Raw genomic sequence first — 16,398 nt, forward strand, 5'->3', positions numbered from 1 at the left:
GAGAGGAGGTACCTTAGTGAGTAGAATTAAAGAAGTTTACAATAACGAGATTGTAGACGCTATGATGAAAAAATTTAACTATAAAAATAAAATGGCTGTACCTAAGATTGAGAAAATTGTCATCAACATGGGTGTTGGTGAAGCAAAAGAAAATCAAAAGGTTCTTGACGCTGCAGTAAGTGATTTAACGATCATTTCTGGTCAAAAGCCAATCATTACAAAAGCTAAGAAGTCAGTTGCTGCATTTAAGGTAAGAGAAGGTATGGCAATCGGATGTAAAGTTACCCTTAGAGGTAAGAGAATGTACGATTTTGCAGATCGCCTTATCAACTTAGCTTTACCTCGTGTAAGAGACTTTAGAGGAGTTAATCCCAATGCTTTTGATGGTAGAGGTAACTATGCTTTAGGTATCAAAGAGCAATTAATCTTCCCTGAGATTGAATACGATAAGGTAGACAAAGTAAGAGGTATGGACATCATCTTTGTAACAACTGCTAATACAGATGAAGAAGCCCGCGAACTACTCAGTTTGTTTGGGATGCCTTTTAAAAAATAATAAGGAGGGAATTGATTAAATGGCTAAAACATCAATGAAAGTAAAGCAACAACGTAAGCCTAAGTTCTCATCAAGAGCTTACAATCGTTGTAGAATATGTGGAAGACCTCACGGATATTTAAGAAAATACGGTATCTGTAGAATTTGTTTCCGTGAATTAGCATACAAAGGACAAATCCCTGGTGTTAGAAAAGCGAGTTGGTAGAACCAAGTAATAGGAAGGAGGCCACAAATTATGACAATGAGCGATCCAATTGCAGATATGTTAACAAGAATCCGTAACGGAAATACTGCTAAGCATGATTTTGTAGATATACCTGCCTCAAAAATGAAGCAAGCAGTTGCTGACATTTTAGTAGGAGAAGGCTACATTAAAGGATATAAATTAATTGAAGACGGACTTATCAAAACAATCCGTGTTGAAATGAAATATGGCAAAACAAAAAGCGAGAAGGTTATTTCAGGTATTAAGAAAATTTCTAAGCCTGGACTTCGTGTATACGCTGGAAGAGATGAGTTACCAAAGGTTCTTGGTGGGCTTGGAACAGCAATCATTTCTACAAACAAAGGTATTATCACTGACAAAGAAGCTAGAAAGCAAAATGTTGGTGGAGAAGTTATAGCATTTATCTGGTAGTTAAGGAACAGCTCGTATGCAGACATTTGAGAAGTAGCAGTTACTTCTGTAAATCATGATGCATAGGGTATCCTTACATGTAAACAATTATTTAATGATTAACGATAATGGATGAAGCTTTGCAGCAAGACTGTAAAGGTATTTAATCCGAGGAGGTGCAATTATGTCACGTATTGGTAGATTACCTATCGAGATTCCAGCTGGTGTAGACGTAACAATCAGCGACAGTAACTTTGTTACTGTAAAAGGGACAAAAGGAACATTAGAACAACAATTACCAAAAGAAATGACAATTACGAAAGAAGACAATCAAATCGTTGTGACAAGACCAAGTGATTTAAAGAAAATGAAGTCATTACATGGTTTAACAAGAACACTCGTTGCAAACATGGTTGAAGGTGTAACGAAAGGTTACGAAAAGAAGTTAGAAATCAACGGTGTTGGTTATAGAGCAGCAAAGCAAGGTAAAAAATTAACATTATCTTTAGGATATTCACATCCAGTTGAAATGGAAGATCCAGAAGGTCTTGAGTCGGTTGTGGAAGGCCAGAATGTTATTATCGTTAAAGGTATTGACAAAGCGAGAGTAGGTCAATATGCTGCGGAAATAAGATTCAAGCGACCACCAGAGCCATACAAAGGCAAAGGGATTAGATACGCTGATGAAGTAGTCAGACGTAAAGAAACTGGTAAATAGTAAAAAAGTAAAGGGGTGAAATCCACATGATAAAAAAAGTTTCACGATCAAAAACACGTGCTAAAAAGCATTTGAAAATCCGTAATAAAATCGTTGGTACAGCTGAGAGACCACGTTTAGCGGTATATAGAAGTGATAAGCATATGTATGCACAAATCATTGATGACGTTAAGGGTCATACAATGGTATCAGCTTCTACAATTGAAAAAGCAATTAGTGAAGGTTTAGATAAAACAAATAATGTATCTGCGGCAGCACTCGTTGGTGAAACCATTGGTAAGAAAGCTGTTGAAAAGGGTATAACAGAAGTTGTATTCGATAGAGGTGGATATATTTATCAAGGTAAAGTTAAAGCTCTAGCTGACTCAGCAAGAGAAGCTGGACTTAAATTCTAAGTAAGGAGGTAAAAGAATGAAGCGTACAATGGTTGATGCTAGTAGTTTAGATCTAAAAGAAAAAGTAGTATCAATAAGACGTGTAACTAAGGTAGTAAAGGGAGGACGTAACTTCCGTTTTGCAGCTTTAGTAGTAGTCGGAGATGAAAACGGTCATGTAGGCGCTGGTGTTGGAAAAGCAACAGAGATTCCAGAGGCTATACGAAAAGGTATTGAAGACGCTAAGAAACGACTTATTGAAGTACCTATGGACGAAAATGGTAGTATTCCTCATGATTTTATAGGTAAATTCGGAAGCGCAAGTGTTCTTATGAAGAGAGCTCCTGAAGGAACTGGTGTTATCGCTGGAGGACCTGCTCGTGCGGTACTTGAGCTTGCAGGTATTAAAAACATTCGAACCAAATCATTAGGTTCAAACAATAAAAATAACGTCGTAACAGCTACAGTAGCTGGTCTTGATGGCATTAAGACACCTGAACAAGTAGCAAAACTTCGTGGAAAATCAGTCGAAGAGCTATTAGGATAGGAGGGAACCAAGATGGCAGATAAATTAAAAATTACTTTAGTTAAATCCACAATTGGAGCCATTCCTAAACACAAGAAAACTGCAGTGGCGTTAGGTCTTACAAAACTTAATAAAACAGTAGAGCAAAAAGATAACGATGCGATTAGAGGTATGGTAAAATCTATACAACATTTAGTAAAAGTAGAAGAAATTTAATGAAGCCCAAATAAGCAAGGAGGTGTAACAGCATGAATTTGACAGAATTAAAACCAGCACAAGGATCAAGAACCAACTGTAGTAGAAAAGGTAGAGGTCATGGATCAGGGAACGGAAAAACTGCAGGTAGAGGACAAGATGGACAAAAATCTCGTTCAGGCGGTGGCGTAAGAATTGGTTTCGAAGGAGGCCAAATGCCATTGTACAGAAGACTTCCTAAGAGAGGCTTCACATGTAGAAACTCAAAAGATATCGTGGCTATCAACGTTGATGTACTCAATAGATTTGAAGAAGGCGAAACCATATCAGTGGAATTACTCATTGAGACTGGTGTTATTAAAAATCCTAGAGATGGTGTGAAAATCCTAGGTAATGGAGAATTAACTAAGAAATTTACAGTTAGAGCTAATGCCTTTAGTAAATCCGCAGTAGAAAAAATTGAAGCTGCTGGCGGGAAAGCAGAGGTGGTATAGTTGTTTAGAACACTTCGCGATGCATTTAAAATACCTGATTTAAGAAAAAAATTAATCTATACACTCATGATGTTCTTCGCTATTCGTATCGGAGCACATATTCGTGTACCACTTGTTAATCCTGAGGCTGTTTCAAGCTTTGCTGGAGACGGTGGTATGCTTGACATGTTTAACGCATTTTCAGGTGGGGCCTTCCAGAACATGGCACTCTTTGCTATGGGTATTGGACCCTACATTACATCATCCATCATCATGAACCTCCTTACAGTTGCTATTCCCAAATTAGAGGAAATGCAAAAAGAAGGTGAAGAAGGACGTAAGAAAATTGCTAAGATTACACGTTATGGAACAGTTGTTCTAGCTATATTACAATCAACAGCTATATCCATTAGTTTAAGAGGATTATTCTATGAATATAATGTATTCTCAGTTGTTATTGGTATAACTGCTATGACTGCTGGTACAGCTTTCTTAATGTGGATTGGTGAGCAGATTACAACCAATGGTATTGGAAATGGTATATCCCTAATTATCTTTATTAATATCATTTCACGATTACCTTTCGGTGTACAATCATTATATAATTCAGCAACAACAGGTAACAAATTAATTCCCGTTATTGTACTGATTATCATATTTGCAGCCATGGTTGCTTTCGTCGTCTTGGTTCAACTTGGCGAAAGAAGGGTGCCCGTACAATATGCTAAACGTATGCAGGGAAGAAAAGTATATGGTGGACAGTCTACCCATATACCATTAAAAGTTAATATGGCTGGTGTTATTCCAGTTATCTTCGCATCATCCCTACTTGGTTTCCCAGGAACGATTACACAGTTCTTCGGTGAGCCAACAGGCGCGTGGGCGACCATTATTAACCTACTAAGAATTCAAAGTTGGTCAGGTGCATTTATTTATTTTGTACTCATCTTATTCTTTGCTTATTTCTATACATCAATTACGTTTAATCCAATTGAGGTAGCAAATAACATGAAGAAAAATGGTGGGTTTATTCCAGGTATACGACCAGGAAAACCAACAGTTGATTATTTAACAAATGTACTTAACAAGATTGTATTAATTGGAGCGTTAGCACTTGCACTCATTGCTTTACTTCCAACATTATTGGGTGTTGCATTTAACATGAATATATCCTTCGGTGGTACATCATTGATCATCGTCGTAGGGGTTGCCATTGAGACCATTAAGCAAATTGAATCTCAAATGGTTATGCGTCACTACAAAGGGTTTTTAAATTCTTAATACAAAAGAGTAATCAAAGCTAGGCCCATGCTAAAGTACAATTATAATCATATGAATTGTAGGGGCAGAGCATACTAGTAATGGTGTTGTATAACTTAATATACAAAGGAAGAATGAAGATGAAGCAACAGGTGCTTTCTTCATTCTTACTCTTAAGTTTCTAGAAATTATGGTCGATATAAGTCTTGTTAAATGGTGACAATGAAGTTTGTCTGTTCATTGATTGAGGCTTATAACATAACAGTTAGCTGATAAATGCATGCACAGATATACTTGGAGGTATAAAATGAAATTAATTATGTTAGGTGCGCCTGGTGCAGGTAAAGGTACACAGGCAAAGAGAATTGCTGAAAAATACGACATACCACATATTTCAACAGGGGATATTTTTCGTGCAAATATAAAAAAAGAAACACAATTAGGCTTAAAAGCTAAAGAATATATGGATAAAGGATTATTAGTTCCTGATGAGTTGGTAGTAGACATTGTTGCGGATCGTCTCTTAGAAGATGATTGTAAAAAGGGTTTTATCTTAGATGGTTTCCCTCGAACAATACCTCAAGCTGAGAGTCTTGATGAAGCACTAGCTAAAATGGATACAAAAATGGATTATGCCATTAACATTGATGTACCGGATGAGAACATTGTAAGAAGAATGTCTGGTAGAAGAGCTTGTGTTAAGTGTGGTGCCACATATCACTTGAAATACAGTGCTCCAAAAAAAGAGAATGTATGTGATACCTGTGAAGGGGAACTCATCATTCGCGATGATGACCAGCCAGAAACGGTACAAAAAAGATTAAGTGTTTATCACAAGCAAACTCGTCCATTAATAGACTATTATCAAGGTAAAAATATTCTTATTACTGTTGATGGTACAGTTGATATTGATAAAGTGACTGAGAGTATTATTGATATTTTAGGAGCGTAAGTTTATGTCAATTATGATAAAGACTGACGAAGAAATTGTATTGATGAGAAAAGCAGGTAAGATTGTTGCAGGAGCCCACGAGCTTCTTGAATCAATGGTTCAACCTGGTGTTTCCACTTATGACTTGGATAAAGCTGCAAAAGACTTTATCTTAAGCCATGATGCCATACCATCTTTTAAAGACTATGGTGGATTTCCCGCTAACATCTGTACTTCCGTTAATGAAGAAGTGGTACATGGGATTCCTTCTAAAAAACGTTTATTAAAAGAAGGGGATATCATCAGCATTGATATTGGTGCACTCTATAAGGGGTATCATGGCGATGCTGCTAGGACCCATGGTGTTGGAGAAATAAGTGATCATGCAAGGAAACTCATTGACGTCACGAAGCAAAGCTTTTTTGAAGGCATTAAATTTGCTTTAGAAGGCAATCATCTACATGAGATATCATCTGCTATTCAGAAATATGTAGAAGCACATGGTTATTCTGTTGTTAGGGACTTAGTGGGACACGGAATTGGACGTCAATTACATGAAGAACCTCAGATTCCAAACTTTAAAGTAATAGGAAGAGGTCCGAGACTTCGCTCAGGTATGGCACTTGCCATTGAACCTATGATAAATATGGGAAGATCAGAAGTAAGGTGGTTATCAGACAATTGGACAGTTGTTACCATAGATGGTGCATTATCTGCTCATTATGAGAATACAATTCTTATAACAGATGATGGACATGAACTTCTGACAGTCTAAGGCTAGGGGTGATACTATGCATGAATTACAATATGGTCAAATAGTAAAATCAAAAGCTGGTCGAGATAAAGACAGAATATTTATCGTCGTGGATGTACAAGGTGAATTTGCCTTATTAGCTGATGGGCAATTAAGACGTGTTGAAGACCCTAAGCGAAAGAAAATGAAGCATATACAACCGACAAAAAAAATCATTGAAGAGCTGAGTGATAAGCTTTCAAGAGATAAAAAGGTTACCAATATAGAAATTAGAAGGCATTTAGCTATTTACCAAGTGAATGATGATACGTTAAAACGTGGAGGAGGTTGAAAAAATGTCTAAAAAGGATGTCATTGAAGTAGAAGGTGTTGTACTCGAGAAATTACCTAATGCTATGTTCCAAGTAGAACTTGAAAATGGACACAAGATCTTAGCACATATCAGTGGAAAGTTAAGAATGAATTATATCAGAATCTTACCTGGAGATAAGGTAACGGTTGAACTTTCTCCATATGATTTAACAAAAGGTAGAATTATTTGGAGAGACAAATAAGAGAATAGCATCATTTTTCTCGCCAATAAGAAACCCGTTCACTTAGTAAAAAAGCATAAGAACAATTGTTATTGTTTATGAGAGGAATAAACAAGCATTGTTTTAGGAAGGAGCGATAGGGATGAAAGTAAGAGCATCTGTAAAACCTATTTGTGAAAAATGCAAGGTCATCAAAAGAAAAGGTAGAGTTCGTGTGATCTGCGAAAATCCTAAGCACAAGCAAAAGCAAGGCTAATGGATAAAAAATCCATATTTATGTATGAAGTCTATAACTTTTGTTAAAAATCTAAAAAAGTGTTGCATCCGTAATGATTATAGTATATAATTGTTAATTGTGATATTATGCACCATATTGAGGTAGTTTAGCTAAAATTAATGTGGTCTAAGCTTCCTATATAACGTGTGAAATACGGTTTCACACGCTTGTTGTGACTTTATTCTGATAAGAATATAAGTCATAACACTTAATTTGAATTACATTCTCAAGATTTAACCCTCATTTCATCTTGAGAAGTAAGATATAGCGGCTGATTAATGACTCACCTGGATGTGTTGTTCAAGGGGTCACTAATTGATGAAGAAAATCCATTAAATGATTCTCACTAAATCATTTAATATTATCTATCAATAATGGAATAAATAGAACCTGGCATATTTCACCGCTGCAAGTCTTTATTTATTTCTATCTTTAAATTGGAGGTGTAATGTACACATGGCTCGTATTGCTGGTGTTGACTTACCAAGAGAAAAGCGTGTAGAGATTGGTCTTACTTATATCTATGGTATTGGTAGAGCAAGTTCTAATCGTATATTAAAAGAAGCGGGTATTAATCCAGATACAAGGGTAAGAGATTTAACAGACGAAGAGACAGCTAAGATTCGTGAGATTATCGATAACTCTCAAATGGTTGAAGGTGATCTTAGAAGAGAAAGAGCATTAAACATTAAGCGTTTAATGGAAATCGGATGTTATCGTGGTATCCGTCATAGAAGAGGTCTGCCTTGTCGAGGTCAGAAAACGAAAACAAATGCTCGTACAAGAAAAGGACCTAAGAGAACAGTAGCTAATAAGAAAAAATAACCCATAAGGGAGGTTTGATTGATGGCAAAGAAAGTGTCCAGAAAAGGGACCAAAAGACGCGTGAAGAAGCATATAGAGCGTGGACAAGCGCATATCAAATCAACATTTAACAATACCATTGTTACGTTGACTGATGCACAAGGAAATGCCATTTCATGGGCAAGTGCTGGAGGACTTGGTTTCAGAGGATCTAGAAAATCAACTCCTTTTGCGGCTCAGATGGCTGCAGATACAGCTGCGAAAGCAGCAATGATTCACGGTTTGAAAACAGTAGAAGTTTTGGTAAAAGGACCTGGTTCAGGTAGAGAAGCTGCTATTCGAGCGCTTCAAGCTGCTGGTTTAGACGTAACAAGCATTAAAGACGTAACACCAGTGCCACATAATGGATGTCGTCCACCAAAACGTAGAAGAGTATAATTGGCTAGGAGGTGTAATATTAAATGGCAAGATATAGAGGTGCAGTGTGTAGACTTTGCCGTAGAGAAGGTGAAAAACTTTTCTTAAAAGGTGAAAGATGTTATACAGGAAAATGTGCTATAGACCGTAGACCTTATGCTCCTGGAGACCACGGTAAGAGACGTTCTAAGGTTTCTGAATATGGTTTGCAGTTGAGACAAAAGCAAAAAGCAAAAAGAATCTATGGTGTTTTAGAAACACAATTTAGAAACTACTTTGCTGAAGCAGATAGAAAAAAAGGCATTACAGGTGAAAACTTACTGATATTATTAGAGTCACGTTTGGACAATGCCGTATATAGAGCTGGTCTTGGACGTTCAAGAACAGAGGCTAGACAAGTGGTTCGTCATAATCATATTACAGTTAATGGTAAGAAAGTGAACATTCCATCTTACTTAGTAAAGCCAGGCGATGTAATAGAAGTAAAAGAGAAATCTTTAAGTATTCAAAGATTTAAAGATATTGTTGAGACTACAGGCTCAAGAATTGTTCCAGAATGGTTAGATGTAGATATCGAGAACAAGGTAATCAAAATAGTATCTCTTCCAACAAGAGAGCAAATTGATTCAAATATCGAAGAGACACTAATCGTCGAGTTATATTCAAAATAATAGGTTTCTAGCATAAGCTAGATTCTCTATACGACGTGTATAACAGTCAAGGAAAAGTGCACGATTATTTGACTTGATGTTTACTACCCTCAGAAGCAAGGACATCGCGCATCAAGCGCTAGAGTCTACATAGGAAAGGTATTTATACAGGTATAAATTCCTATGGTAATACAATGAAAACAAGGAGGGTCATTGAATGTTTGATTTTGAAAAACCTAAAATAGATATTGTTGAGATAGCTGAAGATAATCGATATGGACGTTTTGTGATAGAACCTCTTGAAAGAGGTTATGGAACAACTCTAGGGAATTCCCTACGTCGTATTATGTTATCATCTTTACCTGGTGCTGCCATTAGTAGTGTTAAAATTGAAGGTGTGTTACACGAATTTTCTTCAATTCCAGGTGTCAAAGAAGATGTAGCAGAAGTGATTATGAATCTCAAAAACTTATCTATTAAGAATAATAGTGATAGCCCAGAGCCAAAGGTAGCGTATATTGAGTTTGAAGGTGAAGGTATCGTAACTGCTGCTGACATACAAGCAGATCCTGATATTGAAATCGTTAATCCTGACTTGCCAATTGCTACGCTTAGTGGTGGTGCAGACAGTAAACTCTTTATGGAGCTTACCATTACGAAGGGCAGAGGTTACATTAGTGCTGACAAGAATAAATCAGAGGATCAACCAATTGGTGTCATTCCAGTGGATTCCATTTATACACCAGTAGAGAGAGTTAATATCATTGTTGAGAATACCCGTGTAGGGCAAATCACAGACTATGATAAATTAACCCTTGAAGTATGGACTAATGGTACGTTATCTCCTGATGAAGCTGTAAGTTTAGCAGCAAAGGTACTTAGTGAACATTTAAATCTATTCATTGATTTATCTGAGAATGCTAAGAACGCTGAAGTTATGGTTGAAAAAGAAGATGATGAAAAAGAAAAAGTGCTTGAAATGAGCATTGATGAACTGGAATTATCTGTTCGTTCTTATAATTGTTTAAAGCGTGCAGGTATTAACACCGTTGAAGAGCTTACAAATAGAACATCGGAAGATATGATGAAAGTGCGTAATCTCGGTCGTAAATCATTAGAGGAAGTACTAGCGAAATTAAAAGAATTAGGTTTAGCATTAAAACCTAGTGATGAGTAAATAACGTATATTTTTAAATATATCGATCGTAGTGATATCTTTAATAAGTTGCTATAGCCCTTAAGGTTTGGAATGACTTATGGTAGTAGCATCTGGGAAAAGGAGGTTAAGCAAAGATGGCAGGATACAGAAAGCTTGGCAGAACTTCTTCACAAAGAAAAGCTTTACTGAGAAACCAAGTGACTAACTTGATTTATCATGGTAAAATTACAACAACTGTAAGTAAAGCGAAAGAAGTTCGTAAAATTGCTGAAAAACTTATAGCTCTATCCGTTAAGGAAAGAGATAATTATGAAACAGTAACTGTTACTCAAAAAGTACCTAAAAAGACTGCTGATGGTAAGCGTGTAAAAGAAGTCGTTGATGGTAAGAAAGTGACTCAATTTGAGAACGTTGAGAAGACAGTTAAAAAAGATAGTGCAACAAGATTACATGCACGTAGACAAATACTTAAGGTATTATATCCAGTAAAAGAAGTGCCTGCAAAGAATGCTGGTAAAAAAGCAAACACAAAGCAAGTGAATTTAGTGGATAAGTTATTTGATGAAATTGCTCCTAAGTATGCAGACCGTAATGGTGGTTATACAAGAATCATTAAGATGGGACCTCGTAGAGGTGACGGTGCTGAGGAAGTAATTATTGAATTAGTGTAGATTTATATTTAGCTAATTAGGATAGGGATTAAGGCAGTAGTGGCTTAATCCCTTATTTTAGATTGTCGTTTGGGGATAGAATGGTGTTTTGTTTGTTAGTGTGGGGATAGATAGGATTGGTGAGATGAGTTTTAGGGGAGTGCAAGACGTTCGTAGCTAACTAACTATATACAAAACAGTTCATGTTAAATATTTCAAGAAAAACTAAGTTCATTTCGATAGATTTTACTAAACCTTAAAACTCCCTTCGGTCAGACAATTAAGGTTCTTAACGTAAAATATATCTTCATTCACTAAGATTTTCTAAGAAATATTTAAACATCACTTTTTTTGTATATAGTTAGTCAGCTACTGGGCTACGTTATGTAAAAGTGGCTTAATGAGTTATGTGGTTTTAATGGGTTACATTGAAATTGATTTGGTCATTGTAGAACATAATGGGTGATTTATAAATAATGTTAAATTGTTATTTGGATTTGAGGATTTGGGGATATGTGAATGATAATGATGTAGGTATTTAAGTTTAATAAAAGGAAAATTAAGTGGTAATGATGTGAGTGGTAGGGGCTTTTATTGCTTATTGCTAAGGGATTATACTTAATGGACTAAATTAAATAATGATTGTATCTTTTATTGTACCGATGTATAGTAGAATAGATAATTATAATAAATGGATGAACATACTGCGTTAGGTGGTGTTTGATAAGATGGAAATGATACGTTCTAGGGGTTTGGTTTATGAGTACCATACCCATGATGATCTTGGTGAGTTGGCTTTTAAGAAGAAGGCTCTTGACCAGGTGGATATGGAGATTAATGAGGGTGAGTTTGTGGTGATTCTTGGGCATAATGGTTCGGGGAAGTCGACCATGGCGAAGCATTTGAATGCTTTGTTGTTACCTACAGAGGGGACTTTGTGGGTGAAGGGGATGGATACGAGTAATCCGGAGGATGTTTGGCATATTAGGCAGGCTGCGGGGATGGTGTTTCAGAATCCGGATAATCAGATTATTGCTACGGTGGTTGAGGAAGATGTGGCTTTTGGGCCTGAGAATATTGGGACTCCGCCTGTTAAGATTAGGAAGAGGGTAGATGAGGCGTTAGATACGGTAGATATGAAGATGTATCGGACGCATTCGCCTAATAAGCTATCGGGTGGTCAGAAACAGCGTATTGCTATAGCAGGTGTGCTTGCCATGCGGCCTGAGTGTATTATATTGGATGAGCCTACGGCTATGTTGGATCCTTCTGGTAGGAAGGAAGTCATTGATACGGTTAAGCGATTGAATAAAGAAGAGGGTATAACGATTATTCTCATTACCCATTATATGGAAGAAGCTATAGAGGCGGATCGTATTTATGTGATGGATGAAGGAAAGATTGCCATGCAAGGGAAACCGGAAGATGTTTTTGTACGCGTGGATAAGATGAAGGCACTTGGATTGGATGTGCCTCAAGTAACAGAGCTGACGTATATGCTAAGGAAACAGGGATTTGAGATTCCTGCTAATATACTTAATGTAAAGGAAATGGTTGATGCCTTATGTCAATTAAAATAGAGAACTTGAGTTATGTATACAGTGAAGGAACGCCATTTGAAAAGAAAGCACTTGATGGGGTTACCTTAGAGATAGATAATGGAGAATTTGTTGGGCTTATTGGTCATACAGGTTCAGGTAAATCTACGCTGATTCAGCACTTTAACGGGCTTTTTAAACCTTCTGAAGGCAATGTGTATGTGCAGGGTGAGGATATACATGGAGAAGACGTGAAACTAAGTGATATCAGACAGAAAGTGGGGCTTGTGTTTCAGTATCCAGAGCATCAGCTGTTTGAAATGACAGTATACAAGGATGTATCCTTTGGGCCTGTAAACATGGGGCTTAATGCTTCAGAAGTGGATAGTCGTGTGAAAGAAGCCCTTCATATTGTTGGGTTATCGGAAGAGGTTTATGAGAAGTCTCCTTTTGAGCTGTCTGGAGGTCAGAAGCGGCGGGTAGCTATAGCAGGAGTTTTAGCCATGAAGCCTGATGTCTTGATATTGGATGAACCTACTGCAGGGTTAGATCCTAGAGGTCGGGATGAAATTCTAGAAGAAATTAAGAAGCTCCATGATGAATTAGGGATTACGGTTATTCTTGTGTCCCACAGCATGGAAGATATTGGTAAATATGTGGATCGTATCATTGTTATGGACAGAGGTCACATCAAGTATGATGATGCACCAAAAAAAGTTTTTCAGCACATTGAGTCATTGGAAAAAATGGGGCTAGGTGTGCCTCAAGTGACCTACCTGATGCGGGAACTGACAGATAAAGGTTATCATGTCTCTCCTGAAGTCACAACGATTAAAGAGGCATATGACGAACTTATGAAGATGCTAGGTAAGGGTGTGAACTTATGATAAGAGACATAACAATTGGTCAGTATTATCCTGTTGATTCCTATATTCATCGATTGGACCCACGTATGAAGTTACTGTGTACGTTGGGATTTATTATATCCTTATTTTTAACCAATAGCTTTTGGGGATATTTAACAGCTTTTGTTTTTTTAACCCTCGTGATACGTATTTCTAAAGTGCCATTAAAATTTATGTTAAAAGGCCTGCGATCTATATTTATCATTATTATACTCACCGTGGTACTAAATGTGTTTTTCACTAGGGGTGAACATTTGGTGCTTGAGCTTGGGCGGGTTAAAATATATCAAGAAGGGTTAATTTATGCCGCTTTTATGGCAGCCAGATTGATTTTCCTGATTATTGGGTCATCCATTTTGACTTTAACAACGTCTCCTATTCAATTAACTGATGGGATAGAGCATGCTTTAAATCCTCTAAAGAAGATTAAGATACCAGCTCATGAGATAGCCATGATGATGACCATTGCTCTAAGATTTATTCCCATACTCTTAGAGGAGACAGATAAAATTATGAAAGCTCAGATGGCAAGAGGAGCAGATTTTGAATCCGGTGGCATTCTCAAAAGGGCAAAGAGTCTAATACCTTTACTCGTGCCGTTATTTATATCTGCCTTTAGACGTGCAGATGATTTGGCACTTGCCATGGAAGCGAGATGTTATCGTGGTGGTGAAGGGCGAACCAGGATGAAACAATTACAGTATTCCAAGTATGATGCAGTAGCTATAACCTTAATGGTAACGTACATTGTTGTTATGATTATTTTATAAACATAAGTTGACATAATTACAAATGAGGAATTGTGTCTATAATGAAAATGAGTGCATGTACTAGTAGTTATGGATATTGTGATAAACAAGATTTTAAAAAGGTATTCACAGTAAAGACTGGTGATTGGATGAAAAAGATTAAGTTAACAATGGCATATGATGGAAGCAATTACTGTGGTTGGCAGATTCAAAATAATGCTGTGACCGTACAACAGAAAATTCAAGAAGCCTGTCATAAATTGTTTTCCCGGGAAATAAAATGTGTAGGAGCAAGTCGAACGGACACAGGTGTTCATGCTTTAGGACAAGTTGCTGTCATAGAAGTGGATACCACCATACCAGATGATCGTATACCTTATGCACTGAACGCTTATTTACCGAATGATATCGTTATCACCCATGCTCAGGAAGTACCAGAGGATTTTCACCCAAGGTATCAAGCAATAGATAAAACCTATGTGTATAAAATCTATAATGGACCATTTCCAGTGCCTCAATATACCCGATATGCGTATTTTTACCCTAAGTCATTACATGTAGATAAGATGCAGACAGGTGCTCAGTACCTCATTGGTAGACATGATTTCAAAGCTTTTTGTTCAGCAGGAAGCAGCGTGAAGTCAACAGTTCGTGAAATCTATCAATGTGATGTTGCCACTTATAATGGGTGTATTCATATAACCATCAAGGGTAATGGCTTTCTATATAACATGGTTCGCATCATTGTTGGGACACTATTAGATATTGGACTGGGTAAAAGAGAACCAGACAGCATGCAATCGATTATAGCGTCACTAAATCGTGAGCAAGCAGGTGTGACAGCTCCAGCCAAAGGGTTAACATTAGCTGCCATTCAATATGCATAATGGATAACATAAGAGAAGCTATGAATAAGATGATGAAGAAAATAAAGAAACTAAATAAAAAGATGAAGCAATAAGAGGGTTATTAACAAACATAACAACGTTGAAGGGATTGTTAAGGAGGCGATTAGTGTGCGATATAAAATAATGTTTTTTTTCGTGGCACTGTTAAGTTTAGGGTTTTTGACACAAGATGTATATGGGGCTTCACCCAATGATCAATATGAAGAAACAGATGAGATTATACCGGGAAAAGTACTAGCCATACTAAGAGATGAACAAGAAGTATTAGAAACATCTGGTGGCGATTACATACAAAAAATACAGGTCCTTAAAGTAAAACTTTTAAAAGGACCAGATAAGGGTCAGTTAATCGAAGTATACAATACCACAGATGGTATCATGGGAACCAGTTTAGATGCAAAAGTGGGAGACGAATTGTATTGCCGGATTGAAAGAGATGAAAAAGGCAATATAGTACGTGGCTATATTGATAAGGTAAAACGGGACCGGTATCTTATTTTGCTGGTTGTGATATTTATTCTACTCACATTAGGGATTGGTCGTCTACAAGGACTTAAAACCTTGATTACACTGGGTATTACCATTGTAGGTGTCTACTATATGTTACGGGGCATTATTAATGGGCAAGATCCAATCCTTATATCAATCCTTGTATCACTTGTGGTAACCATCATCACCATGTTTATTATTGGTGGTTTTAACCGTAAGGCTATATCGGCTATAATAGGCACATTATCAGGGGTCCTTATTGCAGGAATCATTGCATTAATCGTTGGCTATTATGGTAGTTTATCAGGTCTTGGGACAACAGAAGCCCAGATGCTGTTATTTGCCACAGATACGTTGCAATTGGATTTTAAAGGCATCTTATTTGCCAGTATTTTATTAGGGACACTTGGTGCGGTAATGGATGTTTGTATGTCCATATCCTCATCCATTACAGAATTAAAATCAAATAATCCTCTCATGTCCGTTGGTCAATTATTCAAATCAGGTATGAACATTGGAAAAGATGTGATGGGCACCATGTCCAATACACTTATATTAGCTTATGCTGGTACGTCCTTATGTCTCATGTTGTTATTTATGGTGAATGACATGTCTTTTGCACATATTATCAATATGGATCAAATATCCACAGAAATTGTAAGAGCCATGGCAGGAACCATCGGACTGATTATATCCATACCTATTACGGCAATTGTATCAGCATTACTTGCTAAAACAGACTATGATGCCATGTAACAATATGTCTCTTTTAAGGCATTGATGATGGGGTTCTGCTGCCATTATTTACATGATTATAATGGTTTTATGGAGAAATATCTATCTGCCATTCAAGATAACCTATTGAATAGGCTATAATTAAAGGAATTTATTAAAAATCACTTGACACACCTGGCTG

Annotated in this window: 24 protein-coding genes; all 24 read left to right on the forward strand. The window is 36.9% G+C overall.

Annotated elements, in window-relative coordinates:
• The first annotated feature begins 16 nt into the window (after positions 1-16).
• The 24 genes from rplE (at position 17) to HZI73_RS04045 (ending at position 16,238) form a co-directional block, all read left to right on the forward strand.
• On the forward strand, positions 17-556 hold the full coding sequence (gene rplE / locus HZI73_RS03930) for a 50S ribosomal protein L5 (protein ID WP_212696959.1): 540 nt from the start codon (positions 17-19) through the stop codon (positions 554-556).
• Between the two features lie 19 nt (positions 557-575).
• The gene (locus tag HZI73_RS03935; RefSeq protein WP_212696960.1) at positions 576-761 is read left to right on the forward strand and encodes a type Z 30S ribosomal protein S14; all 186 of its coding nucleotides are present in this window, start codon (positions 576-578) and stop codon (positions 759-761) included.
• A gap of 30 nt (positions 762-791) precedes the next feature.
• Positions 792-1,193, forward strand: a complete 402-nt coding sequence (gene rpsH / locus HZI73_RS03940) for a 30S ribosomal protein S8 (protein WP_212696961.1) — start codon at positions 792-794, stop codon at positions 1,191-1,193.
• Positions 1,194-1,356: 163 nt separating this feature from the next.
• A complete protein-coding gene (rplF, locus tag HZI73_RS03945) occupies positions 1,357-1,890 on the forward strand; it encodes a 50S ribosomal protein L6 (protein ID WP_212696962.1) in 534 nt (177 codons plus the stop codon).
• Between the two features lie 26 nt (positions 1,891-1,916).
• Positions 1,917-2,285 carry a 50S ribosomal protein L18 gene (rplR, locus tag HZI73_RS03950; RefSeq protein WP_212696963.1) on the forward strand — a complete coding sequence of 123 codons (369 nt, stop codon included), beginning with the start codon at positions 1,917-1,919 and terminating at the stop codon, positions 2,283-2,285.
• Between the two features lie 16 nt (positions 2,286-2,301).
• On the forward strand, positions 2,302-2,811 hold the full coding sequence (gene rpsE, locus HZI73_RS03955) for a 30S ribosomal protein S5 (RefSeq protein ID WP_212696964.1): 510 nt from the start codon (positions 2,302-2,304) through the stop codon (positions 2,809-2,811).
• A 12-nt stretch (positions 2,812-2,823) separates the two neighbouring features.
• A complete protein-coding gene (gene rpmD, locus HZI73_RS03960) occupies positions 2,824-3,006 on the forward strand; it encodes a 50S ribosomal protein L30 (RefSeq protein WP_212696965.1) in 183 nt (60 codons plus the stop codon).
• Between the two features lie 32 nt (positions 3,007-3,038).
• Positions 3,039-3,479 (forward strand): 50S ribosomal protein L15, encoded by a 441-nt coding sequence (gene rplO / locus HZI73_RS03965; protein ID WP_212696966.1) that lies wholly within the window; start codon positions 3,039-3,041, stop codon positions 3,477-3,479.
• Complete coding sequence (secY, locus tag HZI73_RS03970) at positions 3,480-4,739, forward strand: preprotein translocase subunit SecY (protein ID WP_212696967.1); 1,260 nt, start codon at positions 3,480-3,482, stop codon at positions 4,737-4,739.
• A 286-nt stretch (positions 4,740-5,025) separates the two neighbouring features.
• Entirely contained in the window at positions 5,026-5,670 is a 645-nt protein-coding gene (locus tag HZI73_RS03975; protein WP_212696968.1) for an adenylate kinase, read from the forward strand.
• A 4-nt stretch (positions 5,671-5,674) separates the two neighbouring features.
• The gene (map, locus tag HZI73_RS03980) at positions 5,675-6,424 is read left to right on the forward strand and encodes a type I methionyl aminopeptidase (protein WP_212696969.1); all 750 of its coding nucleotides are present in this window, start codon (positions 5,675-5,677) and stop codon (positions 6,422-6,424) included.
• Positions 6,425-6,440: 16 nt separating this feature from the next.
• Complete coding sequence (locus HZI73_RS03985) at positions 6,441-6,734, forward strand: KOW domain-containing RNA-binding protein (RefSeq protein ID WP_212696970.1); 294 nt, start codon at positions 6,441-6,443, stop codon at positions 6,732-6,734.
• Positions 6,735-6,738: 4 nt separating this feature from the next.
• Entirely contained in the window at positions 6,739-6,957 is a 219-nt protein-coding gene (gene infA / locus HZI73_RS03990; RefSeq protein WP_212696971.1) for a translation initiation factor IF-1, read from the forward strand.
• Positions 6,958-7,078: 121 nt separating this feature from the next.
• Positions 7,079-7,192, forward strand: coding sequence for a 50S ribosomal protein L36 (gene rpmJ / locus HZI73_RS03995; protein ID WP_212696972.1), 114 nt, complete (start codon positions 7,079-7,081; stop codon positions 7,190-7,192).
• Between the two features lie 477 nt (positions 7,193-7,669).
• Positions 7,670-8,038, forward strand: a complete 369-nt coding sequence (gene rpsM, locus HZI73_RS04000; RefSeq protein ID WP_212696973.1) for a 30S ribosomal protein S13 — start codon at positions 7,670-7,672, stop codon at positions 8,036-8,038.
• Positions 8,039-8,059: 21 nt separating this feature from the next.
• Entirely contained in the window at positions 8,060-8,455 is a 396-nt protein-coding gene (gene rpsK, locus HZI73_RS04005; protein ID WP_212696974.1) for a 30S ribosomal protein S11, read from the forward strand.
• Positions 8,456-8,478: 23 nt separating this feature from the next.
• Positions 8,479-9,105: a 30S ribosomal protein S4 gene (rpsD, locus tag HZI73_RS04010; RefSeq protein WP_212696975.1), complete on the forward strand. Its 627-nt coding sequence runs from the start codon at positions 8,479-8,481 to the stop codon at positions 9,103-9,105.
• Positions 9,106-9,301: 196 nt separating this feature from the next.
• The gene (locus tag HZI73_RS04015; protein WP_212696976.1) at positions 9,302-10,261 is read left to right on the forward strand and encodes a DNA-directed RNA polymerase subunit alpha; all 960 of its coding nucleotides are present in this window, start codon (positions 9,302-9,304) and stop codon (positions 10,259-10,261) included.
• Between the two features lie 116 nt (positions 10,262-10,377).
• A complete protein-coding gene (locus tag HZI73_RS04020) occupies positions 10,378-10,914 on the forward strand; it encodes a bL17 family ribosomal protein (protein ID WP_212696977.1) in 537 nt (178 codons plus the stop codon).
• Between the two features lie 707 nt (positions 10,915-11,621).
• Positions 11,622-12,473 (forward strand): energy-coupling factor transporter ATPase, encoded by an 852-nt coding sequence (locus tag HZI73_RS04025; protein WP_212696978.1) that lies wholly within the window; start codon positions 11,622-11,624, stop codon positions 12,471-12,473.
• Positions 12,458-13,318 carry an energy-coupling factor transporter ATPase gene (locus HZI73_RS04030; RefSeq protein WP_212696979.1) on the forward strand — a complete coding sequence of 287 codons (861 nt, stop codon included), beginning with the start codon at positions 12,458-12,460 and terminating at the stop codon, positions 13,316-13,318. The genes HZI73_RS04025 and HZI73_RS04030 overlap by 16 nt, the downstream gene beginning before the upstream one ends.
• Positions 13,315-14,106, forward strand: coding sequence for an energy-coupling factor transporter transmembrane component T family protein (locus HZI73_RS04035; RefSeq protein WP_212696980.1), 792 nt, complete (start codon positions 13,315-13,317; stop codon positions 14,104-14,106). Before HZI73_RS04030 ends, HZI73_RS04035 begins: the two co-directional genes overlap by 4 nt.
• Before the next feature lie 128 nt (positions 14,107-14,234).
• The gene (truA, locus tag HZI73_RS04040) at positions 14,235-14,972 is read left to right on the forward strand and encodes a tRNA pseudouridine(38-40) synthase TruA (RefSeq protein ID WP_212696981.1); all 738 of its coding nucleotides are present in this window, start codon (positions 14,235-14,237) and stop codon (positions 14,970-14,972) included.
• A gap of 129 nt (positions 14,973-15,101) precedes the next feature.
• Positions 15,102-16,238, forward strand: a complete 1,137-nt coding sequence (locus HZI73_RS04045; protein WP_212696982.1) for a YibE/F family protein — start codon at positions 15,102-15,104, stop codon at positions 16,236-16,238.
• Positions 16,239-16,398 lie beyond the last annotated feature (160 nt).

The organism is Vallitalea pronyensis, assembly GCF_018141445.1.
Classification (GTDB): domain Bacteria; phylum Bacillota; class Clostridia; order Lachnospirales; family Vallitaleaceae; genus Vallitalea; species Vallitalea pronyensis.